Here is a 25173-nt window from a genome sequence, read left to right on the forward strand (position 1 = left end):
GACGGGCGGGCGCCTCAGTCGCCCGTGATCCGCCCGCGCAGGGAGCCCTCGTCCTGCGACGAGGTGTCGGCGAGCACCTGCGTGGCCTCGTCGGTCTTCCCGGGCACGTCCCACAGCAGCACGCCGGTGACGCGGCCGTCGTCGTCGAGGTAGTAGACGACCCCCGGGCCGCCGACGCCGTCGCCCGACTGCCAGTCCTGCACCGTCCGCGCGGAGCCGTCGAGCGTGCCGACCGCCTCGTACCGGGTGCCGAGCACCTGCGAGTAGAAGAACGGCGTGTGGTCGTGGGCCTCGGTGCGCCCGGCCATGAGCTCGCCGACCGCCTGCCCCATGGTCTTGGCGTTGTCGACGTGCTCGACCCGCGTCGTCCCGAGCACCCGGTCGGGGTACTGGGCGACGTCCCCTGCGGCGAAGACGTGCGGGTCCGACGTGCGCAGGTGCTCGTCGACGACGACGCCGTCGTCGACGGTCAGCCCGGCCGCCTCGGCGAGGTCGGTGAGCGGGACGATGCCGAAGCCGTAGACGAGCGCGTCGGCGCCGAGCGTCGTGCCGTCGTCGAGCTCGACGTCGACGCCGTCCTCGCGGGCCGACCCGCCCGCCACCTTGGCGCCCGTGCGCAGGGCGACCCCCGCTTGCTCGTACAGGCCCTGGAAGTGGCGGGCCAGCTCGGGCGGGAACATCGAGGCGCCGAGCACCTCGTCCGGCGTCACGAGGGTGGTGCGCGTCTCGTTCTGGACGAGCGCCGCGGCGAGCTCGGTGCCGATGTAGCTGCCGCCGGCGACCACGACGTGCCGCTGCTCGCCCGCGAGCCGCCGCAGACGGCGGTAGTCCTGCGCCGTGCGGAAGGACAGGACGCGCGGCCCCTCCTCGACCGGGCCCGGCTTGGGGCGGCCGCCGGTCGCCAGCAGCAGGGACTCGTAGCCGAGGACGTCGCCGCCGTCGGTCGTCACCGTCCGCGCCGCCGGGTCGAGCGCCGTCACGCGCACCGACGTGCGCACCTCGGCGCCGGTGGCCGACGCGGTGCCGGCGTCGTTGTCCGCCTCGGTGAAGTCGGGGTCGGTCCAGAGCTTCTTGGACAGCGCCGGCCGCGTGTAGGGCGGGTCGGCGTCGTCGCCGAGGACGACGATGCGCCCCTCGGGGTCCCGGCTGCGGATGCCGCGCGCGGCCGCGTCGGCCACCATCCCCCCGCCCACGATGACGTAGGGCGCCCGGTCCGTCGTCTCTGCTGCCACGTCTGCCTCCTCGGGCCGTCCCCCGCCGGGGCCGGCGTCGTCGGTCGATGCCGCCACGCTAGGTCGGCTCCGGGTGACCCGCCCGGTGGTGGTCCCGGTGGTGGCCCCGGTGCTCGGACGCGGCCCTCCCGCGCGCGGACCGCCCCGACCCCTAGCCTCCGGAGCCGTGGTCGGCCTCCTCCTCGCCGTGCTCGGTCTGGCCCTGGCCGGCGTCGACCCCGCGGGGGCGCTGCTCCTCGGGGGCGCCCTGGCGGCCGGCGCCACGCGCCGCGGCGCCCTCGCCCACGCGGCGGCGTGCCTCGTGGGCGTCCCGCTGATCGGGGTCGTCCTCTCCCTCGTGCTCGGGGTCCGGGCCGACCGGCTCGACCTCCTCGGGCTGCTGCCCGACGGCCCGGCCGCCGTCGTCGAGGTCGCGCTGGCCGTGGTGCTGGCGGTGTGGGCCGTGCTGCGCCTGCGGGACGGCCGACCGCGGCCGGGACGGCGCAGGCGCCTCCGGCCGGGCGATGCCGCCCTGCTCGGGGCGGGGGGCGCCTGGGCCCTCTCCGCCCTCCTCGACCCGACCTTCCTGTCCGTCGTCGTCCTCGCCGCCCGCACCGACCGCTGGACCGACGTCGTCGCCGCGCACGCCCTCTACTCGGTCGTCTCCCAGCTGCCCCTGCTCGTCCTCGCCCTGGCCGTGCTCGGCGGCCGGCACGAGCCCGTCGTCCGGTGGCTCACGCGCACCTGGGAGCGCGTGCGGCCGGTCGCCCGGCACGTGCTGACGGCGGCGCTGCTGCTCGTCGCCGTCCTCCTGCTCGCCGACGGCGGGGCGTACCTGCTCACCGGGCGCTTCCTCGTCGGCTGAGGGGTCTGGCGGGTCAGGAGCCCGCCGGGGCGCCCGCTCGCTCCGGCTCGGGGCCGGGAGGCGGCATCGCCGGGCCCCCGTCGGCGAGCCCTCCGGGGGGCGACCAGGTCAGGGTCCGGGTGGGCCCCCGACCGCGCTTGCGGTCGTACATGGCGCTGTCGGCGCCTCTGAGCAGGACGTCGGCGAGGTCGTCCACCCCGCCTGCCGTCGCGGCGCCGACGGAGGCGCCCACGCGGACGGCCCGGCCGTCGTCGAGCACCACCGGGGCCGCGACGGCGCTGGCGACGCTCGCGGCCAGCTCGTCGGCACCGCCGGGCAGGCGCCCGGGGGGCGCCAGGACCGCGAACTCGTCGCCGCCGAGGCGCACCACCAGGAGGTCGGGGCCCGCGGCGACGTGCAGACGCCGACCCACCTCGCGGAGCACCGCGTCGCCGGCCGCGTGCCCCCAGGCGTCGTTGACGGCCTTGAAGCCGTCGAGGTCCAGCAGGAGGAGGTGGTGGGTGCCCTCGGCGGGCTCCTCCAGCGCCTCGAGGAGGGCGCGGCGGTTGGCCAAGCCCGTCAGGTCGTCGGTCAGGGCGAGCCTGCGGGCCTCCGTCGCGCTCCGGGCCTGGGCCAGCGCCAGGTGGAGCCGGACGAGCACCGCACCGAGGGTCGTCACCGCGACGGCGACCAGCGCCGCCCCCGCGGGTCCGGGAAGGAGCCCTCGCAGGCCCAGGACGGCGACCGCGGCGGCCGCCGCCACGAGCAGCGGCAGGCTCGACCTCGGCGCCGCCACGGACCTCGTGCCCGGGGAGCCCGCCACCGCACCGGCGGTGAGGGTCACGAGCCCCACGCCGTAGGTCCAGCGGTGCAGCGCCCCGGCCAGGTCCGGGAGCGGGACGTCGGCGGCGAGCAGACCGTCGGCGCCGGCGAGCGTCAGGCACCCCGTCGCCAGGAGCGCGGCGCCGGCGTCCGGCCGTCGCTGGCGGCGGAGCACCTGCAGGCCCACCAGGGCCGCCAGCGCCAGCCACACCGCCGGGTAGCCGAGCGCCAGCGCCTGCTCGGCGTCGAGGTGGCCGAGGTGCAGCGGCACGGCGAGGAGTCCGACGGCGGCGCTGGTGGCCCCGCCCACGAGGACGACCACGTCGGCGGCGAGCGCCGCCCACCAGGGCGCCCGCGGCGCCGAGAGCGGGCCGCGGGCGGGCGGTGCCGCGACGTCGAGGAGGAGGAAGGGGGTGACGCCGAGGAAGGAGGCGGCGAAGAGGCCCTCGACGGGGCTGGGGGAGACGAGGGCCGCGGAGCCGGACCCCTGCTGGGCGACGGCCGACCAGGCGGCACCAGCGGACCACAGCAGCCACCCGACGAGCAGCGACGCCGTCGCAGCTCGGCCCCCGGGAGCGGCGAGCCGGAGGCCCAGCCGCGCGAGGGGGAGGCTGAGCCAGACGACCGTGAGCGCGGTCAGGAGCAGGTCGGCCGCGCCCCCTGGGCTCAGGAGCCCGCCGACGACGAAGCCGACCAGTCCTACCGGGACGCTCGCCGCCAGCGCGACGTCCGCTCGGTGCGGCCACCGGGCCTCCCCGCCGACCCCCTGCGTCGAGGCTCGACGACGCACCCGTCCCCCCGTCACCCCGGAGGCCGGTCCCCCGCCGCGCGGGACTCTGCCAGGGCCCGGCCGCCCCTGAGGGCACATCGGGGGAAGCCGCACGGACGGGTGAGCGTCGTCCTCACGAGGTCCGCGCCGCGTACGGTCGCGCCGTGCCGGCCCGCGAGCTCGTCGTCCTCGGGACGTCCTCGGCCGTGCCCACCCGGACCCGCAACCACTCGGGGCACCTCCTGCGCTGGGACGGCGCGGGGCTGCTCGTCGACCCGGGGGAGGGCACGCAGCGGCAGATGCTGCTGGCGGGCGTCTCGGCGTCCGACGTCGACGTCGTCGCCCTCACGCACGAGCACGGCGACCACGTCCTCGGCCTGCCCGGCGTGCTGCAGCGGCGGGCCATGGACGGGCTGACGACGCCGGTGCCCCTCGTCTTCCCGGCCGCCGCGGCGCCCCTCGTCGGGCACCTGCTCGGTGCCGCGGCGCACGCGGGCTCCCTGGCGCTCCCGTGCCCGGTCGAGGGGGACGGCCCGGTGCGCGGGCCCGACGGCGACCCGCTGGTCGTCGGGGGCGCCGTGCTCCACGCGGTCGCGCTCGACCACCGCGTGCCCGCGTGCGCCTACCGGCTCGTCGAGCCCGACGGGCGGCGGATGCTCCGCGAGCGGCTGACGGCGCGGGGCGTGCGAGGGCCGGACGTCGGCGTGCTGCAGCGCGAGGGGCGCCTGCGGACGGCGTACGGCGTCGTCGCGCTCGAGGAGGTGAGCGAGCACCGCCCCGGGCAGGTCGTCGCCGTCGTCGAGGACACCCGGTGGTGCGAGGGGGCGCTGCGCGCCGCCGGGGGCGCCGACCTGCTCGTCTGCGAGGCGACCTTCGCCGACGCCGAGGAGGAGCTCGCCGGGCCCTACGGTCACCTGACGGCGCGGCAGGCCGGGCGCATCGCCCGCGAGTCCGGGGCGCGGCGCCTGGTGCTGACGCACTTCTCCTCGCGCTACCCCGACGTCTCGCCGCTGCTGGCGCAGGCGCGCGAGGAGCACGACGACGTCGTCGCCGCCGTCGACCTCGAGCGCGTCGCCGTCCCGTCGCGCCGCTGAGGCGCCCTCAGGGGTGGCTCCCGGCTCGGCCTCCTCAAGCGGGTGGGGGCGTCACGTCCGCGTGCGAGGGGTCGGCAGGGGTGAAGGAGGCGTCACCTTCGCGTCCGAGGGAGCCTCGGGGGGGAAGGAGGCGTCACCTTCGCGTCCGAGGCGGTCTCTCGGGTGAAGGGGGCGTCACCTCCGCGTCCCGGTGCGTGCGCCTCAGCGGTGGAGCCAGGTCCGCAGGTCGTGCGGGAGGAGGGCGCCGACCCGGGCGTCGTACCGCGCGAGGACGTCGGCCGGCGCCGCCGCGCGCCCGTCGCCCGAGCGGCCGCCGCGGAAGAAGGCGCGCCGGTCGAGCAGGACGCCGGCGTCGGGCGCCACCTCGTCGGCGCGCTCGCGCATCGCGCCGAGGGTCGTCGCCGCGGCGACGGCCCGGACCTCGTCCTCCGAGGCGTCGACGTCGAGGCGGTCGGCGAGGCGCCGCACCTCGCCCGGGGGGTCGGCGAGCAGGTCGGCGTAGTGGACGAGGACGACGTCGCGGCTGCCCGTCCGCCGCGCCCACGCGTCGCGCAGGTGGTGCGCCACGCCCGGCAGGGAGTCCAGCGCGACCCGCGGGTCGGGGTCGTCGTCGACCCACCGCGCGAGCCAGTCCTCGAGCGGCGGGCGCTCGCGGGCCGGGCCGGCGGCGGGGCGGGGTCCTCCGCTCAGGCGGGCGAGGGCGGCCCGGTCGAGGTTCGCGCCCTGGTGGAAGAGCGACACGGCGGCGTCGAGCGGGTGCCGCGCCACGACGACGTACGTCACGCCGTCGACGAGCGGGACGCCGTCGAGGGGCGTGTGCGTCTTGAGCACCCGTCGGTGATCCTGCGCGGCGAGGCGGGCCGCGAGCGCGTCGACCGGCTCGACGAGGTGGTCGACCCACGGCGCCAGCACGGGCAGGCGGTCGGGCAGCGGCCCCGGGCCGTGGAGGAGGTGGAGGAGCACCGCCTGCACCCACGTCGTCCCGTGCTTGGAGCGCGTGCTGACGACGACGTCGCCCGCCCGCAGCGGCACGGCGTCCCAGCGGGCGCCGTCCTCGTCGCCGGAGCGGTAGCGGCGGCGCGCGTCCACGGGCGCGACGCTAGCCGCGGCGGCGCCCCACCCTGCGCAGGACGGCCAGCCAGAGCCCGACGAGGGCGATGACCGGACCGGCCACCGCCCAGAAGCTGCTGCCCGTCATGGGGCTGCCGCCGACGACGCCCACGCCCTGGAGCGTGAAGAGGAGCCCGAGGAGGAGCAGGACGACGCCGACGACGGTGAGGACGCGGGAGGTCATGGACCCATCGTGGGCGCCGCGCGCTGGCCGTGCCCACCGGCCGCGGGCCCGGCCGGCCGGCCGGAGACGCCCAGGGGCGCACGTCCGTGGCGGACGTGCGCCCCTGGGCGCGGTCGGCGGGCCGGTGAGCGGCACGGCCCGCCTCACGGCGTCACGGGTGCAGCAGCACCTTCGTCCAGCCGTCCTCGCGGTTGTCGAAGTGCTCGTAGCCGCTGGCGGCCTCCTCGAGCGAGAGCTCGTGGCTGACGATGAAGCTCGGCTCCGCCTTGCCGGCGATGATGAGGTCGCGCAGCTGGCGGTTGTAGGCCTTGGTGTTGCACTGCCCGGTGCCCATGGACTGGCCCTTGAAGAAGAACTGGCCGAAGGGGAAGCGCAGGCGCCCCTCCTTCATGTCCGGGTCGGGGCCGTTCGGGTCCGCGGGCGGGAAGACCCCGACGACGCCGATGCCGCCCGTGGCGCGGACGACCTCGACGAGGGTGTCGAGCGTCCCGGCGGGGTGCTCGTCGCCGCTGTGGTCGTGGGCCTGCCAGCCCACGGCCTCGACGCCGCGGTCGACGCCGACGCCCTTCGTGGCCTCCATGATCTGGTCGACCGGCGAGCCCTGCGAGAAGTCCACGGGGGTGGCGCCGGCGCGCTCGGCCAGCCGCAGGCGGTCGGCGTGCTGGTCGACCACGTACACCTGGTCCGCGCCCTGGATCCGGGCGGACAGCGCCGCCATGAGGCCGACGGGGCCCGCGCCCATGATCGCGACGGAGTCGCCCGGCTGCAGGCCCGCGAGCCGCGTGCCGTGCCAGCCGGTGGGGAAGATGTCCGAGAGCATCGTGAAGTCGTTCTCGTGCTCGGTGCCGCCGGGCAGCCGCAGCGCGTTGAAGTCGGCGAAGGGCACCCGCAGGAACTCCGCCTGGCCGCCGTTGTAGGGGCCCATGTCGGCGTAGCCGTAGGCGCCGCCGGCCGAGCCCGGGTTCACCTCGAGGCAGAACGCCGTCTTGCCCTGCGTGCAGTTGCGGCAGTGCCCGCAGGCGATGTTGAAGGGCAGCGAGACGCGGTCGCCCTTCTTGAGGCGCGTGACGCCGGGGCCGACCTCCTCGACGACGCCCATGTTCTCGTGGCCGAGGACCTTGCCCTGCTCGACGTCGGTCCGACCTTCGTACATGTGCAGGTCGGAGCCGCAGATGTTCGTCGTGGTGATGCGGACGACGGCGTCGGTCGGCGCCTCGACCTTCGCGTCGGGGACGTCGACGACGCTGACGTCCTTCGGGCCGTTGTAGACGAGTGCTCGCACGGTGGAGACCTCCTGGTGCTGTGCGCGTCGGCCCCGTGTCTCGGGGCGCTGGCGTGCCTCGACCGTAGGAACGTCCGGCGCGGCACCGCACGTCGACAACGGTTCTCAGCCGCTCCGACGGTGCGGCCCGTCGTCGGCGCCCCCTCGCGGTGGCGAGCCCGAGGTGTGCCGCGGCGGCGCTGGGGCCACGCTGGGGCGATGGCGGGCAGCGAGGACGGCCGGGTTCTGGACGACGCCGAGGTGGAGGGCCTCGACCGGTGGTGGCGCGCGGCCAACTACCTGGCCGTCGGGCAGATCTACCTCATGGGCGACGACCCGCTCCTCACCCGCCCGCTGGCGGCGGAGAGCACCAAGCCGCGCCTGCTGGGCCACTGGGGGACGACGCCGGGCCTCAACCTCCTGTGGGCGCACGCCAACCGCTGCGTCCGCGAGCGCGACCTCGAGGCGATGTTCGTCACCGGGCCCGGCCACGGCGGGCCGGCGATCGTCGCGAGCACGTGGCTCGAGGGCACGTGGTCGGACGTCTACCCCGACGTCACCCGGGACGCCGCGGGCATGGGGAAGCTGTTCCGCCAGTTCAGCTTCCCCGGCGGTATCCCCAGCCACGTCGCCGCGGACGTCCCCGGCTCGATCCACGAGGGGGGCGAGCTCGGCTACTCCCTCGCGCACGCCCACGGGGCCGCCTTCGACGACCCCGACCTCGTCGTCTTCTGCGTCGTCGGCGACGGCGAGGCGGAGACCGGGCCGCTGCAGGCGTCGTGGCAGTCCACGGCCTTCGTCGACGCCGCCCGCGACGGCGCCGTCCTGCCGGTGCTCCACCTGAACGGCTGGAAGATCGCGAACCCGACGACGCTGGCGCGGTTGTCCGACGAGGACCTCGTGGCCCACCTCGGCGGCCGCGGCTACGCCCCCGTCGTCGTCGAGGGGCCGCGCGAGGGCGAGACGTCCGCGGACGTCCACCGCCGGCTCGCGGCCGCGCTCGACGACTGCCTCGACGGCATCGCCGCGATCCAGGCCCGCGCCCGGGGCCGGACCCGCGCCGGCGCGGACGAGGCCGAGGTGACCGCCGCCGCCGACGTCCCCCGCTGGCCCCTGCTCGTGCTGCGCACCCCGAAGGGGTGGACGGGGCCCCAGGAGGTCGGCGGCTCCCGGGTCGAGGGCACGTGGCGCGCCCACCAGGTGCCGATCTCCGACGTCCGCGGCGACGAGGACGCCCGCCGCCAGCTCGAGGCGTGGATGCGCTCCTACCGCCCCGAGGAGCTCTTCACCGAGGACGGCGTCCCGCAGCAGGACCTCCTGGACATGGTCCCGCCGCGCGGTCGTCGGATGAGCGACGACCCGCGGACGAACGGCGGTTCGGTCTCACGCCCGCTGCGGCTCACGGACTTCCGCCGTCATGCCGTCGAGGTCCGCGAACCCGGCGGGAGCGTCCACTCGCCGACGACCGTGCTCGGCGACTGGCTCGCCGAGGTGGCGCGCGACAACGGCACGACCTTCCGCCTCTTCGGCCCCGACGAGGTCGCGAGCAACCGCCTCCAGGCCGTCGTCGAGGCCGTCGGCCGGGCGTGGGCCGAGCGCGGCGACGCCGAGGACGACAGGATGCGCCCGTCCGGCCGGGTCATGGAGGTGCTCAGCGAGCACCTCCTGCAGGGCTGGCTCGAGGGGTACCTGCTCACGGGGCGGCACGGCGTCCTCACGAGCTACGAGGCCTTCATCCACATCGTCGACTCGATGGTCAACCAGCACGCCAAGTGGCTGAAGGTGACGAGCCAGCTGCCCTGGCGCGACCCGCTGCCCTCGCTGAACTACCTGCTGTCCAGCCACGTCTGGCGCCAGGACCACAACGGGTTCTCCCACCAGGACCCCGGCTTCCTCGACCACGTGGCCAACAAGAAGGCCGAGATCGCCCGGATCTACCTGCCGCCGGACGCCAACACGCTCCTGTCGACGATGGACCACTGCCTGCGCAGCCGGCACTACATCAACGTCGTCGTCGCCGGGAAGCAGATGGTCCACGACTACCTGCCGGTGCAGGAGGCCGTCGAGCACTGCGCCCGCGGCCTCGGCATCTGGGACTGGGCCTCCACCGACGAGGGCGAGGAGCCGGACGTCGTCATCGCCTCGGCGGGTGACGTGCCCACGCTCGAGGCGCTCGCCGCCGTCGACCTCGTGCGCACCCACCTGCCGCACGTCAGGGTGCGCTTCGTCAACGTCGTCGACCTCATGCGGCTGCAGAGCGACCGCGAGCACCCCCACGGCCTCTCCGACGCCGAGTTCGACACCGTCTTCACCCACGACCGGCCCGTCGTCTTCGCCTTCCACGGCTACCCGAGCCTCGTGCACCGCCTCACCTACAAGCGCACCAACCACGCGAGCTTCCACGTGCGCGGCTTCATCGAGGAGGGCACGACGACGACGCCCTTCGACATGGTGTCGTCCAACGAGACCGACCGCTTCCGCCTGGCCGTCGACGTCATCGACCACGTGCCCGGCCTCGTCCCGCGGTACGCCGCCCTGCGCCAGCGGCTCCTCGACGCACGGCGCCGCGCTCGCGAGTTCGCCTACCTCCACGGCGAGGACCCGCCGGAGATCAGCGGTTGGCGCTGGCCCCACGGCGGCGTCCACCACCCCATGCCGGGCGGGCAGGCCCAGGCGCCCCTCGCGGACGCCGCGGACGGTGCGGGCGACCGTCCCGGGTAGGCGGCCGGTCGCCGCCTCGGAGGGGCGCGGGAAGCGTCGGAGGTCGGGCGCGGTTGCGGCGCAGGTGACCTCCCTCTTCGAGCCCCTGCGGCTGCGCGACGTCGAGATCCCCAACCGCGTGTGGGTCTCGCCGATGTGCCAGTACTCCTGCGACCCGGTCGGCGCCCCCGGCGTCGTCCACGACTGGCACCTCGCGCACCTCGGCGCCTTCGCCGTCGGCGGCGCGGGCCTCGTGCTCACCGAGGCCGCCGCCGTCAGCCCGGAGGGCCGGATCTCGCCGGAGGACGCCGGCCTCTGGACCGACGAGCAGGCGCGCGCGTGGGCGCGGGTCGTCGACTTCGTCCACGCCCGCGGCTCCCGCGCCGGCGTCCAGCTCGCCCACGCCGGCCGCAAGGCGTCGACGTACCGGCCCTTCGAGGCCGCCGGCTCCGGCTCCGTCCCCGCCGCCGAGGGCGGGTGGTCGACGGTCGCGCCCAGCGCTGTGGCCTTCGGCGGCTTCGCCGAGCCGCAGGCCCTCGACGCCGAGGGGCTGCGCCGCGTCGTCGACGACTTCGCCGCCGCCACCCGCCGCGCCGACGCCGCGGGCTTCGACGTCGTCGAGGTCCACGCCGCCCACGGCTACCTGCTCCACCAGTTCCTCTCGCCGCTCGCCAACCACCGCGAGGACGCCCACGGCGGAGACCTCGACGGCCGGGCCCGCCTCCTCCTCGAGGTCGTCGACGCCGTCCGCGCCGCGTGGCCGGCCGGCAAGCCCGTCCTCGTCCGCGTCTCCGGCACCGACTGGGCCGAGGGCGGCCTCACCCCCGACGAGGTCGTCGAGGTGTCGGGGTGGCTGCGCGAGCACGGCGTCGACCTCGTCGACGTCTCCAGCGGCGGTCTCGTGCCGGGGGCGAGCATCCCCGTCGCCCCGGGCTACCAGGTGCCGCTCGCCGAGGCCGTCCGCCGCGGCGCCGGCGTCGCCACGGGCGCCGTCGGCCTGATCACCGACCCCGCCCAGGCCGCCCAGGTGGTGGCGCAGGGCCAGGCCGACGCCGTCCTCCTCGCCCGCGCGCTGCTCCGCGACCCCCGCTGGCCCCAGCGCGCCGCCCGCGAGCTCGGCGTCGAGCTGCCGCTGCCGCCGCAGTACGCCCGCGCCTGACGGGGCACGGCCGCTCGCCCGGCCAGCGGCCCGCCCGGATCGGTACAGGGCCAGCCCCGACGGCCGGCTGACCGGCGCGCGAGCGGGCGGGCGGGGGCGCGCGGAGAGCACGTCAGGCCGGCGCCCCGACCGCAGCGGCGCCCGGCCGGAGAGCGCCGAGCCAGTGCCGGAGCGCGGCCGCGCCCGTCCGCGGACCGGACCTGCGCCCGCTCGGACGGGCGGGGGCTCCGCAGGGTCGCGGGGGCGGCCACGCGCACGACGCCGGGCCCGCTCCGGCACTGGCTCGGCGCTCCTCGGTCGCCTCGGCGAGGGCTCGGGGCGCCGGCCTGACAGTGAGGATGTGGGTGAGCCCCGCAATGGCCGGTCCTGACTCCCGGCCTGACCGGCACGGTTGCCTTCAACACGATCTGTCGGTCCGGCCCGCTGCGGGGCTCGTGCACCCACCGACGAGGGTCGTGACCTCATAGGAGCTTGTGCCAGCAAGCACCCGTCACTGTCTTGTCCGCTCTTCGGCGGTGCGTGCCGTCCCGCGCCACCTACCAGGAGAGAAGGACGACGTGACCACCATCGCACCCGCCTGCCCGCAGACCCAGCCCGACCCGGGCCCCCGGCCCGCGAGGGTGCGCCGCGGTCGCCGCCAGGCGGTCGCCCCGGTCGCGGTCGCGCTACCGGCCGAACAGGTCATCGGCGGGGTCGACACCCACGCCGAGACCCACACCGCCGCGGCCGTCGACCTCGCAGGACGCACCCTGGGCCACGCCACCTTCCCCACCACCACAGCCGGGTACATCGCCCTGCTGCGGTGGTTGACCGGCTTCACCACCACCGGCTCCGCCGATCACCTCACGACCGGGGTCGCCGGCGAGGACACCACCAGGGTCGTCCGGATCGGGGTCGAGGGCACCGGCACCTACGGCGCCGGCCTGGCCCGCTACCTGCGCGACGTCGCCGGCGTGGAGGTCGTCGAGGTCGACCGCCCCGACCGCAGGACCCGCCGCTTCGCGGGCAAGTCCGACCCCATCGACGCCGAGGCCGCCGCCCGTGCCGCCCTCAACGGCCACGCCGCCGGGACGCCGAAGCTGCGCACCGGACCCGTCGAGGCGATCCGGGCGCTGCGGGTGGCCCGCAGCAGCGCCGTCGGCGCCCGCGCGCAGGCGCTCGTGCAGATGAAGTCCCTGATCACCACCGCACCGCAAGCACTGCGCGAGCGGCTACGGGCCCTGTACACCGCACCCGCGAAGCTGGTCGCGACCTGCGCCGCGCTGGGCCCGGACCCGGTCGTGCTGGCCACCGGAGACCCCACCGCCGCCGCCGAGGCCAGCCTGCGCGCCCTGGCCCGACGCCACCAGCACCTGTCCGAGGAGATCACCGAGGCCGACGCCGTCCTCGACCAGCTGGTCGCCGCGACCGCCCCCACCCTGCTGGAGGCCCTCGGCGTCGGCACCGAGGTCGCCGGGCAGCTGCTGGTCACCGCCGGGGACAACCCCGAACGGCTGCACTCCGAAGCCGCGTTCGCCGCGTTGTGCGGGGTCAGCCCCGTGCCGGCGGGCTCAGGCCGGACCGACGGCGCGGTACGCCTCAACCGAGGCGGGGACCGCCAGGCCAACAGCGCACTGCACCGGGTAGTGATCACCCGGCTGCGCCACGACCAACGCACCCAGACCTACCTCCAACGGCGCACCGCGCAGGGCAAGCCGAAGAGGGCGATCCTGCGATGCCTCAAGCGCCACGTCGCCCGGGAGATCTACCGCCTGATCATGCTCGACCTGGCCCCCACCACAACGCCCCGAGCCACTTGACGGCCCATAGGAGCATCGTGCTCTCCGCGGACCCGCCGCTGCACGCTCGTGCAGGGCGTCACCTCTCCGCGGCAGCCGCCGTCCGGAGCCTCCCGCCCGTGGCTCCGTCAGGCGGGGGCGGCGCCGCCCGTGGCGAGGCGCTCGCGGTGGGCGGCGACGGCGTCGCGCAGCGCCGCGAGCACGTAGCCGGGCACCTCCATGCCCTTCTGGCCGGCCCAGAGGAGCTCGCGCTCGACGCGGGAGATGTCGCGCGCGAAGCCCTCGAGGTCGTCGCCGAGCCCGAGCGTCTGCACGACGCGGCCGTAGTCGGCCTCCTGGCCGGGGCGGTTGACGCCGACGAGGGCGAAGGAGCGACGGCGCAGCACCTGGGTGAGCCGCAGCTGCCAGGGGGCCAGCAGGCCGGCCTGGAGCATCTGCGTGGCGGCCAGCCGGTAGTAGGCGAAGTGGCCGGGCTCCTGCTGCTTGATGGGGGCGACGACGGTGCGCGCCGTCGCGGTCTCGCCCAGCCGCTCGAGCCCCTCGGACAGCCGGTTGTAGGCGAGGACGGCGGACCGCTCGGTCGCGGCGCCCGTCAGGTAGTAGAGGAGGCGCGCCACCTCCTGGACAGGGCGCAGGTGGGCGAGGGCGCCGAGGACGCGGATCTTCGGGCTGACGACCGTCGTGTTCGGCTCGGCCGGCTCCATGCCGAGGTCCTGCTGCAGCCGGTCGAGGATGAGGCCGTGCTGGATCTCCTGCGGCTGCCAGACGTCGGCGAAGAAGAGGCGGTCGGTCTCGTCGACGTCGGGCAGGAGCGTGAGGAGCTCGAGGACGTTGCGGTCCACCTCGAGCTCCACGCGCGACAGGTAGGAGATGACGGGCCCGAAGGCCTCGCGCACGGCCGAGGGGTCGTGCACGGTCCGGTCCACGCTGTCGAGCGGGATCGGGGGGTGCTTCTCGCCGAGCTGGAGGACGTGGTCCCGCAGCTGCTGCGGCGTGATCGTGGCGCGCGGCACGGTGCAGATCTTAAGGACCGTCGCGCGCGACACGGACGTGCCTTCCGTCGCACGGACGGCGGTGGACGCCGGAGGCGCCCTGGGCGGCCGCTAGCGTCCCCGGCGTGGACGAGGACGGGGGCCGCGCGAGCGCGGAGGACGGCGCGGGGGCGTCCGGGGCCGGGCCGGCCCTGGAGCTCGTGGGCCTGGTCAAGCGCTTCGGCGGGCGGGCGGTCGTCGACGGCGTCGACCTGCTCGTCCCCGCCGGGTCGGTGACGGGCCTCGTCGGGCCCAACGGCGCGGGGAAGACGACGACGCTGTCCATGGCGACGGGGCTGCTGCGCCCCGACGCCGGGACGGCGCGCGTGCTCGGCCACGACGTGTGGGCCGACCCGGTGGGCGCTAAGCGCCTCCTGGGGGTCCTGCCCGACGGGATGCGCCTGTTCGACCGGCTCTCCGGGCGGGAGCTCGTCCGCACGACGGGCGAGCTGCACGGGCTGGCGCGCGCCGTGGCGCGCGAGCGGGCGGAGGAGCTGCTCGACGTCCTCGGGCTCACCGCCGCCGGGGACGAGCTCGTCGTCGACTACTCGGCCGGCATGGCGAAGAAGGCCGCGCTGGCCTGCTCGCTCGTGCACGCGCCGCGGCTGCTCGTGCTCGACGAACCCTTCGAGGCCGTCGACCCGCTGTCGGGGGCGTCCATCCGCGGGCTGCTCGGGGACTTCGTCGCCGGCGGGGGCACCGTGGTGCTCAGCAGCCACGTCATGGAGCTCGTCGAGCGGCTCTGCGACCGCGTCGCCGTGGTCGCCGGCGGCCGGGTCCTGGCCGCCGGGACGCTCGAGGAGGTGCGGGGCGGGCGCACGCTCGAGGAGCGCTTCGTCGAGCTCGCCGGTGGCGGGGAGCGCGGCACCGGCGAGGGGCTCGCGTGGTTGCGGCGCTCCTGAGGCTGCGCCTCGCGCTGTGGCGCGGGGCGCTGCGGCGCGACACCTGGCGGGTCGTCGTCCTCGTGCTCGGCGGCTTCTACGGGCTCGGGATGCTCGCCGCGGCGCTCGTCGGCCTCGCGGCGCTCGCGGGCGCCCCCGTCGAGGTGGCGCGGGCCGTCGTCGTCGCCGGGGGAGCGCTGCTCGTGCTCGGGTGGACGCTCGTCCCGCTGCTGGCCTTCGGCGTCGACCCGTCCCTGGACCCGGCGCGCTTCGCGACGCTGCCCGTGCCCCCGCGCCCGCTGGCCGTCGGGCAGCTGCTGGGCGCCCTGCTCGGGGTGCCGGGGGCCCTCACGCTGCTGCTCGGGGCGGGGACGGCGCTGGCCTGGCTGCGCGGCCCCGCCGCGCCGGCGCTCGGGGTGCTCGGCGTGGTGGGCGGCGTCGTCGGGGTCCTCACGGCGGTCGCGCTCGGGCGCCTCGTGACCTCCGCGGCGGCGGGGGTCCTGGGCGGCCGCCGCGCCGGCGAGGCGACGGCGGTGGTCGGGGTCCTCGCCCTCACGCTCCTCGGGCCGGCCTTCGCCGCGGCCGGGGCGGCCGTGCCGGCGGTCGACCTGGACGACCTGGCCCGGGCGCTCGACGTCCTGGCGTGGACGCCGCTGGGCCTCGCCTGGGCGGCGCCCGCGGACGCGGCGGCCGGGGCGTGGGGCACCGCGCTGGTCCGCCTGGCGCTCGCCGTCGCCGTCCTCCTCGCGCTCGTGCTGGCCTGGGCGGCCGTGCTGGCCCGGCGCCTGGTGAGCGCGCGGCCTCCCTCCGCGGCGGCGCCGGCGCACCGGCGCGACCTGCTCGCGCGCCTGCCGGAGGGGCCGCGGTGGGCGGTCGCCGCGCGCTGCCTGCGCTACTGGCGGCGCGACCCGCGCTACGTCGCCGCGGCCGCCAGCGCCCTCGTGCTGCCGGTCGTCCTCGCGGCGCTGGCCGGGCTCGGGACCCTGCCCGCCGGCGCCCTGTGGGTCGTGGGTCCCGTGGCCGGCCTGCTGCTCGGGGCGTCCCTGCACAACGACGTCGCCCTCGACGGCCCCGCCTTCTGGGCGCACCTCGCCGCGGGCCTGCCCGGGCGCGAGGACCGCGCCGGGCGCACCGCCGCGCTCCTGCTCTGGGGCCTGCCCCTCGTCGTCGTCGCGAGCGTCGTGGGCGCCGTCGTCGCGGGCGCTCCCTGGACCGCCGGGGCCGCCGACACCGGCGACTGGCTCGGCCGGGCGGCGGGGGCGCTGGGGGCGGCGCTGGGGCTCCTGCTCTCGGGGGCGGGGGTGTCCGCCGTCGTCAGCGCGGTGCGCCCCTACCCGGCGCAGGCGGCGGGGGACAGCCCCTTCTCCTCGCCGAGCGGGGCGGCGCTGCCCGGCGCGCTCGCCCAGCTCGTCACCACGGGGGCCACGGGCCTGCTCGCGCTCCCGGCCGTCGCGCTCGCGCTCGCCTCCGCGCTGTGGCCCTGGTGCGGGGCGCTCGCCCTGGGCGCGGGCGCGGGCCTCGGGGCGCTGGTCGTGCGCGAGGGGGTGCGGCGGGGCGGCGCGCTGCTCGACCGGCGCGGCCCGGAGCTGCTCGTCGCGGTGCGCCGCGACCGCTGAGGCGGTGCGGCAGGATGCCGCTCATGCCTGCTGCCCCGAGCGTCTCCTACTCGATCACGGTCCGCCTCGAGCTCCCGGCGCGGCCCACCGCCGTGAGCGAGCTCACGTCGGCCATCGAGAGCGGGCACGGCATCGTCACGGCGCTCGACGTCACGGCCTCCGGCGCTGGCCGGGTCCGGGTGGACGTGACGTGCGCCACGCGCGGCACCGACCACGCCGACGAGATCGTCGAGCACCTGCGCGCGCTCGACGGCGTCGACATCGGCCGCGTGTCGGACCGGACCTTCCTCGCCCACCTCGGCGGCAAGATCTCCGTCGAGCCCAAGATGCCGATCCGCAACCGCGACGACCTCTCGCTCATCTACACGCCCGGCGTCGCCCGGGTCTGCGAGGCCATCGCCAAGGAGCCGGCCGACGCGCGTCGCCTGACCATCAAGCGCAACACCGTGGCCGTCGTCACGGACGGCACGGCCGTGCTCGGCCTCGGCGACATCGGCCCGCTCGCGGCGCTGCCGGTCATGGAGGGCAAGGCCGCGCTCTTCAAGCGCTTCGGCGGCATCGACGCGTTCCCGATCTGCCTCGACACGACCGACACCGAGGAGATCATCAGCGCCGTCAAGGCCATCGCCCCCGTCTTCGCGGGCATCAACCTCGAGGACATCGCCGCGCCGCGGTGCTTCGAGATCGAGGACAGGCTCCGCGAGGAGCTCGACATCCCCGTCTTCCACGACGACCAGCACGGCACCGCCATCGTCTGCACGGCGGCCCTGCTCAACGCGCTCAAGGTCGTGGGCAAGCAGCTGCCCGACGTCCGCGTCGTCATGTCCGGGGCCGGGGCCGCCGGCACCGCGGTGCTCAAGCTGCTGCTCGCCGCCGGGGCGCGCGACGTCGTCGTCGCCGACATCGACGGGGTCGTGCACGCGGAGCGCCCCGGCCTGCACCCCTCGGCCCGCTGGACGGCCGAGCACACCAACCCCCGCGGCCTCACGGGCACGCTCAAGGACGCCCTCGCGGGGGCGGACGTCTTCATCGGCGTCAGCGCCCCCAACATCCTCACCGGCGAGGACATCGCCACGATGGCGGGCGACGCGGTCGTCTTCGCGCTCGCCAACCCGGTGCCGGAGGTCGACCCGACGGCGGCCGCCGAGCACGCCGCCGTCGTCGCCACGGGGCGCAGCGACTTCGCCAACCAGATCAACAACGTGCTCGCCTTCCCGGGCGTCTTCCGGGGGCTGCTCGACGCGCAGTCGCACTCGATCGACGAGGACATGCTCCTCGCGGCCGCCCGGGCGCTCGCGGCGGTCGTCGGCGACGACGAGCTCAACGCGGCCTACATCGTCCCGAGCGTCTTCCACCCCGACGTCGCCACGGTCGTGGCCGACGCCGTCGAGGCCGCCGCCCGGGCCGCTGGCGCGGGGGAGACCCCCTCGCCCGTCGTCGCCGCCACCGAGGCCGCCGCCGAGGCGGGCGAGGACGTCGGCTCCTCCGCGGGCGCGGTCGCCGGCACGCTCTGAGGGCCCGGCCCGGCGGGCGCCGTGGGGACGCCCGTGGTGACGCCCGTCGCGCGGCCGGTCGGGGCGGTGGCGATGATGGCGCCGTGGCGAGGGACGGCGACCGGTACGTGGGGCGGCTGCTCGTGGCCGCGCCCTCGCTGTCGGAGCAGGAGTTCAGGCGCACCGTCGTCCTCGTCCTCGACCACGACGACGCGGGGGCGCTCGGCGTCGTGGTGAACCGGCCCCTGCCCGTGCGGGTCGACGCCGTGCTGCCGCCCTGGCAGGAGCACGTCACCGAGCCGGCACGCCTCTTCCGCGGCGGCCCGGTGGCCCTGGACTCCGCGCTCGGCCTCGTCGTCGTGCCCGGCGACGGCCCCGAGCCCGTCGGCGTGCGCCGCATCATCGGCGCGCTGGGCCTCGTCGATCTCGACGCCGTGCCCGCCGACGTCTCCCGCTCCGCCTCCGGGCTGCGCATCTTCGCCGGGTACGCGGGCTGGAGCCCCGGCCAGCTCGAGGGGGAGGTCGCCGAGGGCTCCTGGCTCGTGCTCGACGCCGAGCCCTCCGACGCCGTCACCCCGCGCCCGGCCGGCCTGTGGGCCGACGTGCTGCGCCGCCAGCCGGGCCGGCTCTCGCTGCTGGCGAGCTTCCCCGACGACCCGACGCACAACTGACCCGCCCGGCGTCTCGCCCCGCCCCCTCGGGGCGATGTGTGGCCATGTCGTCCTGCTGCGCCCTCTCCGAGGGCGACGTGTGGCCATGTGGCCCTCCCGCCGGACCCTCCCGGGCGATGTGTGGCCATGTCGCCCTCCCGCCGTGCCCTGCCGGGGCGACGTGTGGCCATGTCGTGCCTGCAGCGCGTCCCGAGCCCCTACGGCCCGATGTCGCCCCGCGGCGGGGCGATCCGAGGGCGACATGGCCACACGTCGCCCCGCGGGGGAGCGATTCGAGGGCGACATGGCCACACATCGCCCCTCGGGACGGTGGGCGACGGCGGCAGGGCCGCACGTCGACCGTGAGGGCGGCGCGGCCGTCGTCGCTGCCCGCCGCCGGGGGCGAGCCGACGTAGCATCGGCGCCCATGAGCACCTCCTCGCCCGAGCCCCCCGACGGCCCGTCGTCGGACCCGTCGCGCTCCGCGACGTCGGTCCTCGAGCGCGAGGTCGTCGAGCAGCCGCAGCTGTCGGAGCCCGGCGACCACGAGCGCTTCGCGCACTACGTGCGCAAGGAGAAGATCATGGAGTCGGCGCTGTCGGGGGAGCCCGTCACCGCCCTCTGCGGGAAGGTCTGGGTGCCGGGTCGCGACCCGAAGCGGTTCCCGGTCTGCCCGCAGTGCAAGGAGGTCTACGAGGGCCTGCGCGAGCCCGCCGACGGCGGCGGCTCCGGCGGCGAGAAGTGACGGCGGCCGCCCGGCCGACCGGGGGCGCACCGGCCGCGTGAGCACCCGCACCTCCCGCGCCGTCCCCGCCCAGGGGGCGCAGCGCCGCGCCAGCACGCCCGCGCGAGCCCTGCGCGCCTGGCAGAGCGCCGCCCTCGACCTCTACGACGCCGAGCCCGGCCGCGAGGACTTCCTCGTCACGGCCACGCCCGGCGCCGGCAAGACGACGTTCGCGCTGGCCCTCGCCTCCCGCCTGCTCGAGCGCCGGGTCATCGACCGCGTCGTCGTCGTGTGCCCGACCGACCACCTGCGCACCCAGTGGGCCGACGCCGCCGACCGCGCCGGCGTCGTCCTCGACCCGGCGCTGCCCAACAGCGTCGGGCCCGTGCCCGCCGGCGCCCAGGGGTACGTGACGACGTACGCGCAGGTCGCGGGCAAGCCGGCGCTGCACGCCGCGCGCTCCACCGCCAAGCGCACGCTCGTCGTGCTCGACGAGGTGCACCACGCCGGCGACGGCCTCTCGTGGGGCGACGCGTGCGCCGAGGCCTTCGAGGGCGCGCGCCGCCGCCTGTGCCTGACGGGGACGCCGTTCCGCACGAAGCCCGGGGAGCGCATCCCCTTCGTCCACTACGAGGACGTCGGCGGCGGCGAGCTGCGCAGCCGGGCCGACTACACCTACGGCTACCGCGAGGCGCTCGCCGACGCCGTCGTGCGCCCCGTCGTCTTCGCCGCCTACACCGGCACCTCGCGGTGGCGGAACAGCGCGGGCGAGGTCGTCGCGGCGTCGCTGTCCGAGCCGGGCACGCGCTCGGTCGAGGCGGCGGCGTGGAAGACGGCCCTGGACCCGCGCGGCGGCTGGGTGCCCCATGTCGTCGCGGCCATGGACGACCGGATCACCCACCTGCGCGAGACGGGCATGCCCGACGCCGGCGGCCTCGTCCTCGCCAGCGACCAGGACGACGCGCGCGCCTACGCCGACGTCGTCAAGCGGGTCACGGGGACGGCGCCCGTCCTCATCCTCTCCGACGACCCGAAGGCGTCGAGGAAGATCGAGGACTTCGCGGCGGGCACCCAGCGGATGGCCGTCTGCGTCCGCATGGTCTCCGAGGGCGTCGACGTGCCGCGGGCCGCGTGCCTGGCGTGGATGACGAGCTACCGCACGCCCCTCTTCTTCGCCCAGGCCGTCGGGCGCGTGGTGCGCTCCCGCTCGCCGCGGGAGTCCGCCACCGTCTTCCTGCCGGCCGTGCGGCCGCTGCTGGCGCTGGCGGCCGAGCTCGAGAGCGAGCGCGAGCACGTCCTCCCGGCCCCGGCGCAGGCGCCCGACGACGCCCTCGACCTGCTGCCCCCGCCGGAGCGGGAGGCGTCCGACGCCGTCGGCCAGCACGAGTCGCTGGAGGCCGACGCGCAGTTCGCGCACGTCCTCCACGGCGGGCGCGCGGTCGTGGCGGAGCCCGCGGGCCCGGAGGACGAGGAGTTCCTCGGCATCCCGGGCCTGCTCACGCCGGAGCAGACCGCGTCGCTGCTCGCGAGCCGCGACGAGGAGACCCGACGGCGGATCGCCGCCTCCCGCGGGGGTGACGGCGCTGAGGACGAGGGGGCCGCCGTCGAGGACGCGCCCGAGGAGCCCGACGAGGCCGCGTGGCGCAGCACCGCGGGCCTGCGCCGGGAGGTCAACCGGCTCGTGGGCCAGCTCGCGGCGCGCACGGGCGTCCCCCACGCGGTCGTCCACCGGCGTCTGCGCACCGAGGTCCCGGGGCCCGGCTCGGCGACCGCGTCGCCCGAGCTGCTGGCGCGGCGGCGCGACCACCTCCTCGCCTCCCTCTGACGTGGCCGCCCGCCCCGCGGCCCGCCCGGCTGTGGTCCCATCTCCTGAGATGCGCCGCGGCCGAGGCGTGGACCGCGAGAGGATCGTCGGCGGTGCCCGCCCCCTCGGGGTCGGCGCTCCGCCCGGCGTCCCGGTCCTGACCTGCGGAGGTGCTGCGTGAACGAGCGCGTGCTGCGCGTGGCGCTGCTCGGCTGCGGCGTCGTCGGCTCGGAGGTGGTCCGCGAGCTGCTCGAGCAGCCCGAGGAGCTCGCCGCCCGGTGCGGCGCGCGCCTGGAGCTGGTCGGCGTCGCCGTCCGCCGCCCCGGCCGCCAGCGACCGCCGGGCCTCGACCCGGCCCTGCTGACGACCGACGCCGAGGGCCTCGTCGAGCGCGCCGACCTCGTCGTCGAGGTCATCGGCGGCATCGAGCCCGCCCGCTCGCTGCTGCTGCGGGCCATGGCGCACGGGGCGTCCGTCGTCACGGCGAACAAGGCGCTGCTGGCCGAGGACGGCCCGCGGCTGTACGCGGCGGCCGACGCCGCGGGCGTCGACCTCTACTTCGAGGCGGCCGTGGCGGGGGCCATCCCCATCGTCCGCCCGCTGCGGGACTCCCTCGTGGGCGACCGCGTGGACCGGGTGCTCGGGGTCGTCAACGGGACGACGAACTACGTGCTCGACCAGATGGACACGACCGGCGCGGGCCTCGACGAGGCCGTGCAGGAGGCGCAGGCCCTGGGCTACGCCGAGGCCGACCCGACGGCGGACGTCGAGGGCTTCGACGCCGCCGCGAAGGCCGCGATCATCGCCTCCCTCGCCTTCCACACGCGCGTGAGCGCCGCCGACGTCCACCGCGAGGGCATCACGGGCGTCACGGCCGGGGACGTCGCGGCCGCGCGCGAGGCCGGCGCCGTCGTCAAGCTCCTCGCGATCTGCGAGCGCACGGCGGGGGACGACGGCGACCCCGAGGGCCCGGGCGCCGGCGTCTCGGTGCGCGTGCACCCCGCGATGGTCCCGCGCACGCACCCGCTGGCGGGCGTGCGCGGCGCCTTCAACGCCGTCTTCGTCGAGGCGCGCGGGGCCGGGCCGCTGATGTTCTACGGGCAGGGCGCCGGCGGCGCCCCGACGGCCAGCGCCGTCCTCGGCGACCTCGTCGCCGTCGCCCGCCACCGGGTCACCGGGGGCCGCGGGTCGTCGGAGTCCGCCCACGCGGACCTGCCGGTGCGGCCCATGGGGGAGGCGCTGACCCGCTACCACGTGCGCCTGGAGGTCCAGGACCGGCCGGGCGCGCTGGCGCAGGTCGCGCAGGTCTTCGCCGACCACGGCGCGAGCGTCGAGACGGTGCGGCAGACGCCGCTCGGCGACGGCGCCGAGGGCACGGCGGCGCTCGTCGTCGCCACGCACGAGGCCCGCGACGCGGCCCTGGCCGCGACCGTGGAGGCGCTGGAGGCCGCCCCGGCGGTGCTCGGCATCACCTCGGTCCTGCGCGTCGAGGGCGCCTGAGCCGCACGACCGCAGGAGCACTCGGCCCGGCGGCGACGCCGGCGGGCCGCCACCCGGAGCCCGCGCCCGTCGGGGGCGCCGACGAGGCGCGACGAGCGCCGCAGGAGGGGAGCTGACCGTGGCCCACGTCTGGCGCGGCGTCATCGAGGAGTACCGCGACCGGCTGCCCTTCGGCGGCGACGACCCGGTGGTGACGCTGGGGGAGGGCGGCACCCCGCTGGTGCGCGCGCACGCGCTGTCCGAGCGCACCTCCTGCGAGGTCTTCGTCAAGGTCGAGGGCTGCAACCCCACCGGGTCGTTCAAGGACCGGGGCATGACGTCGGCGATCTCGCGGGCCAAGGGGCTCGGGGCGCGGGCCGTCATCTGCGCGTCCACGGGCAACACGTCCGCGTCGGCGGCGGCCTACGCCACGGCGGCGGGGATGGCCTGCGGCGTGCTCGTCCCCGAGGGCAAGATCGCGCTCGGCAAGCTCAGCCAGGCCATCGCCCACGGCGCGACCCTGCTGCAGGTCGACGGCAACTTCGACGACTGCCTCACGCTGGCCCGCAAGCTCGCCGAGGCCTACCCCGTCGAGCTCGTCAACAGCGTCAACCCGTACCGCATCGAGGGGCAGAAGACCGGCGCTTTCGAGGTCGTCGACGTCCTCGGCGACGCGCCCGACGTCCACTGCCTGCCCGTGGGCAACGCCGGCAACATCACGGCGTACTGGAAGGGCTACACGGAGTACACGACGTCGTCGCCGCAGCCGGGGCCCGCGACGCGGACGCCGCGGATGTGGGGCTTCCAGGCCGCGGGCGCGGCGCCGATCGTCCTCGGGCACCCCGTCGACGCGCCCGACACGCTGGCGACGGCGATCCGCATCGGCAACCCCGCGTCGTGGGAGCAGGCGGTCGCGGCCCGGGACGACTCCGGCGGGCTCGTCGCGAGCGTCACCGACGAGGAGATCCTCGCCGCGCACCGCCTCCTGTCGAGCGAGGACGGCGTCTTCGTCGAGCCGGCCTCGGCCGCCGGCGTCGCCGGGCTGCTCCAGCGGCACGCCGCCGGCGACCTCGACCCGGGCCTGCGCGTCGTCGTCACGGTGACGGGCCACGGGCTCAAGGACCCGCAGTGGGCGCTGCGCGCGGCGGACGGCGAGGAGGTCTCGCCCGTGCGCGTGCCCGTCGACGCCATGACCGCCGCGGCCGCGCTCGGCCTCGAGGGCTGAGCGCCGTGGCGGGCCCGACGGCGGGCGCAGCGGTCAGCGCGTCGGGGGACTCCTCGGAGGGTGCGGCGCTGCGCCAGGCCGGCCGACCGGGGACGGGCGCGCGCGCCTCGGTGCCCGGCTCCAGCGCCAACCTCGGCCCCGCCTTCGACGCCGTCGGCCTGGCGCTCGACCTGCGCGACGAGCTCGAGGTGCGGCTGCTCGAGCGCGGGGCGGGCGCCCGGGTCGAGGTGTCCGGCCAGGGGGCCGGCCGCGTCGGCGCGGGGGAGGACCACCTCGTGGTCCGGGCCCTGCGCGCGGCCCTGGAGCGGGTCGGTGCGCCGCAGCCCGACCTGGCGCTGACCTGCCGCAACGGCGTGCCCTTCGGGCGCGGCGCCGGGTCGTCGGCGGCGGCGGTCGTCGCCGGCGTCGTCCTGGCGCGCGGCCTGCTCGAGGACCCGTCCGCCCTCGACGCCGCGACGGCGCTCGACGTCGCCGCCGGGCTCGAGGGGCACCCGGACAACGCGGCGGCGAGCCTGCTCGGCGGGGCCACCGTCGGCTGGGTCGAGGACAGGACGTCCCGCGCCGTCCGGGTCGAGCCGCACCCCGACCTGGTCGCCGTCCTCGCCATCCCGGACGCCGAGCTCCTCACCGCGCGCGCCCGCGCCATGCTGCCGCCCGCCGTGCCCCTGGCCGACGCCGTCTTCAACGCCGGGCGCTCGGCGCTGCTCGTCGAGGCCCTCGCCCGCCGCCCGGACCTCCTGCTGCCGGCCACGGCCGACCGGCTGCACCAGGACACCCGGGCCCCGGCGGCCCCCGCCACGGCCGCGCTGGTGCGCGGGCTGCGCGCGGCGGGCCTCGCGGCCGCCGTCTCGGGCGCCGGCCCGAGCGTGCTCGTGCTCGGGGCGGGGAGCGCGGCCGACCTCGCGGCGCGCGTCGCCGACGTCGCCGGCGCGGGGTGGGACGTGCGCGCGCCCGCCGTCGACCGCGACGGCGCCCGCTGGTCGCCCTGCTGACGCCGCCCCCCACGGACGCACTAGCCCCCCTCCGCCGTCGGGGGCTCCCGTCGTGAGCTTCGTAGCCCTTCTCCGCCCTCGGGGGCGCCTGTCGCGGACTTCGTAGCCCTTCTCCGCCGTCGGGGCCTTCCGCCGCGGACTTCGTAGCCTCTCTCCGCCGTCGTGGGCGCCTGGTGCGGAGTTCGTAGCCCTCTCCGCCGGGGGTCGACGGAGACGCCGCCGCCGTCGCCGGCACGGCCGTGCGCCGTGGTGCCTCGGACGTGCACCCGGTCGGGTGACGGCGGCGAGCCCTGGGGCGGCCGGGGGGTGCGGTGCTACAGTCGTGCTGCCGGACCTGCTCCGGGTG

The 25173-nt window shown here is 77.1% G+C and carries 20 protein-coding genes; 14 read left to right on the plus strand and 6 right to left on the minus strand.

The window, feature by feature from the left end:
* Window positions 1–14: 14 nt before the first annotated feature.
* Complete coding sequence (locus tag Q0789_RS12405) at window positions 15–1232, minus strand: FAD/NAD(P)-binding oxidoreductase (RefSeq protein WP_298805642.1); 1218 nt, start codon at window positions 1230–1232, stop codon at window positions 15–17.
* Window positions 1233–1398: 166 nt separating this feature from the next.
* Here Q0789_RS12405 and Q0789_RS12410 point away from each other — a divergent pair, with 166 nt between their 5' ends.
* Window positions 1399–2076, plus strand: a complete 678-nt coding sequence (locus Q0789_RS12410; RefSeq protein ID WP_298805644.1) for a hypothetical protein — start codon at window positions 1399–1401, stop codon at window positions 2074–2076.
* 13 nt (window positions 2077–2089) lie between these two features.
* On the opposite strand, the gene Q0789_RS12415 is transcribed toward Q0789_RS12410, so the two are convergent.
* Window positions 2090–3667: a GGDEF domain-containing protein gene (locus tag Q0789_RS12415; protein ID WP_298805646.1), complete on the minus strand. Its 1578-nt coding sequence runs from the start codon at window positions 3665–3667 to the stop codon at window positions 2090–2092.
* A gap of 143 nt (window positions 3668–3810) precedes the next feature.
* On the opposite strand from Q0789_RS12415, the gene Q0789_RS12420 reads away from it, so the two are divergent.
* A complete protein-coding gene (locus Q0789_RS12420) occupies window positions 3811–4740 on the plus strand; it encodes an MBL fold metallo-hydrolase (protein WP_298805648.1) in 930 nt (309 codons plus the stop codon).
* A gap of 201 nt (window positions 4741–4941) precedes the next feature.
* On the opposite strand, the gene Q0789_RS12425 is transcribed toward Q0789_RS12420, so the two are convergent.
* From Q0789_RS12425 to Q0789_RS12435, 3 genes are all read right to left on the minus strand, one after another.
* Window positions 4942–5829, minus strand: a complete 888-nt coding sequence (locus Q0789_RS12425; RefSeq protein ID WP_298805650.1) for a sulfotransferase domain-containing protein — start codon at window positions 5827–5829, stop codon at window positions 4942–4944.
* A 10-nt stretch (window positions 5830–5839) separates the two neighbouring features.
* Window positions 5840–6034 carry a hypothetical protein gene (locus Q0789_RS12430; protein WP_298805652.1) on the minus strand — a complete coding sequence of 65 codons (195 nt, stop codon included), beginning with the start codon at window positions 6032–6034 and terminating at the stop codon, window positions 5840–5842.
* A 151-nt stretch (window positions 6035–6185) separates the two neighbouring features.
* Window positions 6186–7316 carry a glutathione-independent formaldehyde dehydrogenase gene (locus tag Q0789_RS12435; RefSeq protein ID WP_298805654.1) on the minus strand — a complete coding sequence of 377 codons (1131 nt, stop codon included), beginning with the start codon at window positions 7314–7316 and terminating at the stop codon, window positions 6186–6188.
* 198 nt (window positions 7317–7514) lie between these two features.
* On the opposite strand from Q0789_RS12435, the gene Q0789_RS12440 reads away from it, so the two are divergent.
* From Q0789_RS12440 to Q0789_RS12450, 3 genes are all read left to right on the plus strand, one after another.
* Complete coding sequence (locus tag Q0789_RS12440) at window positions 7515–10016, plus strand: phosphoketolase (protein ID WP_298805656.1); 2502 nt, start codon at window positions 7515–7517, stop codon at window positions 10014–10016.
* Between the two features lie 64 nt (window positions 10017–10080).
* On the plus strand, window positions 10081–11154 hold the full coding sequence (locus tag Q0789_RS12445; protein ID WP_298805658.1) for an NADH:flavin oxidoreductase/NADH oxidase: 1074 nt from the start codon (window positions 10081–10083) through the stop codon (window positions 11152–11154).
* 683 nt (window positions 11155–11837) lie between these two features.
* Window positions 11838–12953, plus strand: a complete 1116-nt coding sequence (locus Q0789_RS12450) for an IS110 family transposase (protein WP_298805734.1) — start codon at window positions 11838–11840, stop codon at window positions 12951–12953.
* Between the two features lie 107 nt (window positions 12954–13060).
* Here the strand turns inward: Q0789_RS12450 and Q0789_RS12455 are convergent, their stop codons facing one another.
* Window positions 13061–13945, minus strand: coding sequence for a GTP-binding protein LepA (locus Q0789_RS12455; RefSeq protein ID WP_298805660.1), 885 nt, complete (start codon window positions 13943–13945; stop codon window positions 13061–13063).
* Window positions 13946–14049: 104 nt separating this feature from the next.
* On the opposite strand from Q0789_RS12455, the gene Q0789_RS12460 reads away from it, so the two are divergent.
* From Q0789_RS12460 to thrB, 9 genes are all read left to right on the plus strand, one after another.
* Complete coding sequence (locus tag Q0789_RS12460; RefSeq protein ID WP_298805662.1) at window positions 14050–14865, plus strand: ABC transporter ATP-binding protein; 816 nt, start codon at window positions 14050–14052, stop codon at window positions 14863–14865.
* Window positions 14847–16460 (plus strand): hypothetical protein, encoded by a 1614-nt coding sequence (locus tag Q0789_RS12465; RefSeq protein WP_298805664.1) that lies wholly within the window; start codon window positions 14847–14849, stop codon window positions 16458–16460. Before Q0789_RS12460 ends, Q0789_RS12465 begins: the two co-directional genes overlap by 19 nt.
* A 23-nt stretch (window positions 16461–16483) precedes the next feature.
* Complete coding sequence (locus Q0789_RS12470) at window positions 16484–17974, plus strand: NAD-dependent malic enzyme (RefSeq protein WP_298805666.1); 1491 nt, start codon at window positions 16484–16486, stop codon at window positions 17972–17974.
* Window positions 17975–18057: 83 nt separating this feature from the next.
* Window positions 18058–18624 carry a YqgE/AlgH family protein gene (locus tag Q0789_RS12475; protein ID WP_298805668.1) on the plus strand — a complete coding sequence of 189 codons (567 nt, stop codon included), beginning with the start codon at window positions 18058–18060 and terminating at the stop codon, window positions 18622–18624.
* Between the two features lie 406 nt (window positions 18625–19030).
* Window positions 19031–19348 carry a DUF3039 domain-containing protein gene (locus tag Q0789_RS12480; protein WP_298805670.1) on the plus strand — a complete coding sequence of 106 codons (318 nt, stop codon included), beginning with the start codon at window positions 19031–19033 and terminating at the stop codon, window positions 19346–19348.
* A 37-nt stretch (window positions 19349–19385) separates the two neighbouring features.
* A complete protein-coding gene (locus Q0789_RS12485; protein ID WP_298805672.1) occupies window positions 19386–21152 on the plus strand; it encodes a DEAD/DEAH box helicase family protein in 1767 nt (588 codons plus the stop codon).
* A 156-nt stretch (window positions 21153–21308) separates the two neighbouring features.
* Window positions 21309–22631: a homoserine dehydrogenase gene (locus tag Q0789_RS12490; RefSeq protein WP_298805674.1), complete on the plus strand. Its 1323-nt coding sequence runs from the start codon at window positions 21309–21311 to the stop codon at window positions 22629–22631.
* A gap of 118 nt (window positions 22632–22749) precedes the next feature.
* A complete protein-coding gene (thrC, locus tag Q0789_RS12495; protein WP_298805676.1) occupies window positions 22750–23835 on the plus strand; it encodes a threonine synthase in 1086 nt (361 codons plus the stop codon).
* A gap of 5 nt (window positions 23836–23840) precedes the next feature.
* Entirely contained in the window at window positions 23841–24827 is a 987-nt protein-coding gene (gene thrB, locus Q0789_RS12500; protein WP_298805678.1) for a homoserine kinase, read from the plus strand.
* Window positions 24828–25173 lie beyond the last annotated feature (346 nt).

It is taken from the genome of uncultured Pseudokineococcus sp., from assembly GCF_947499845.1.
Lineage (GTDB): Bacteria > Actinomycetota > Actinomycetes > Actinomycetales > Quadrisphaeraceae > Pseudokineococcus.

Bases quoted from the DNA above. Each gene is read 5' to 3' on its own strand.
- Q0789_RS12480 (WP_298805670.1), top strand. From the start codon at position 19,031: ATGAGCACCTCCTCGCCCGAGCCCCCCGACGGCCCGTCGTCGGACCCG.
- Q0789_RS12430 (WP_298805652.1), bottom strand. From the start codon at position 6,034: ATGACCTCCCGCGTCCTCACCGTCGTCGGCGTCGTCCTGCTCCTCCTC.
- Q0789_RS12470 (WP_298805666.1), top strand. From the start codon at position 16,484: ATGCCTGCTGCCCCGAGCGTCTCCTACTCGATCACGGTCCGCCTCGAG.
- Q0789_RS12440 (WP_298805656.1), top strand. From the start codon at position 7,515: ATGGCGGGCAGCGAGGACGGCCGGGTTCTGGACGACGCCGAGGTGGAG.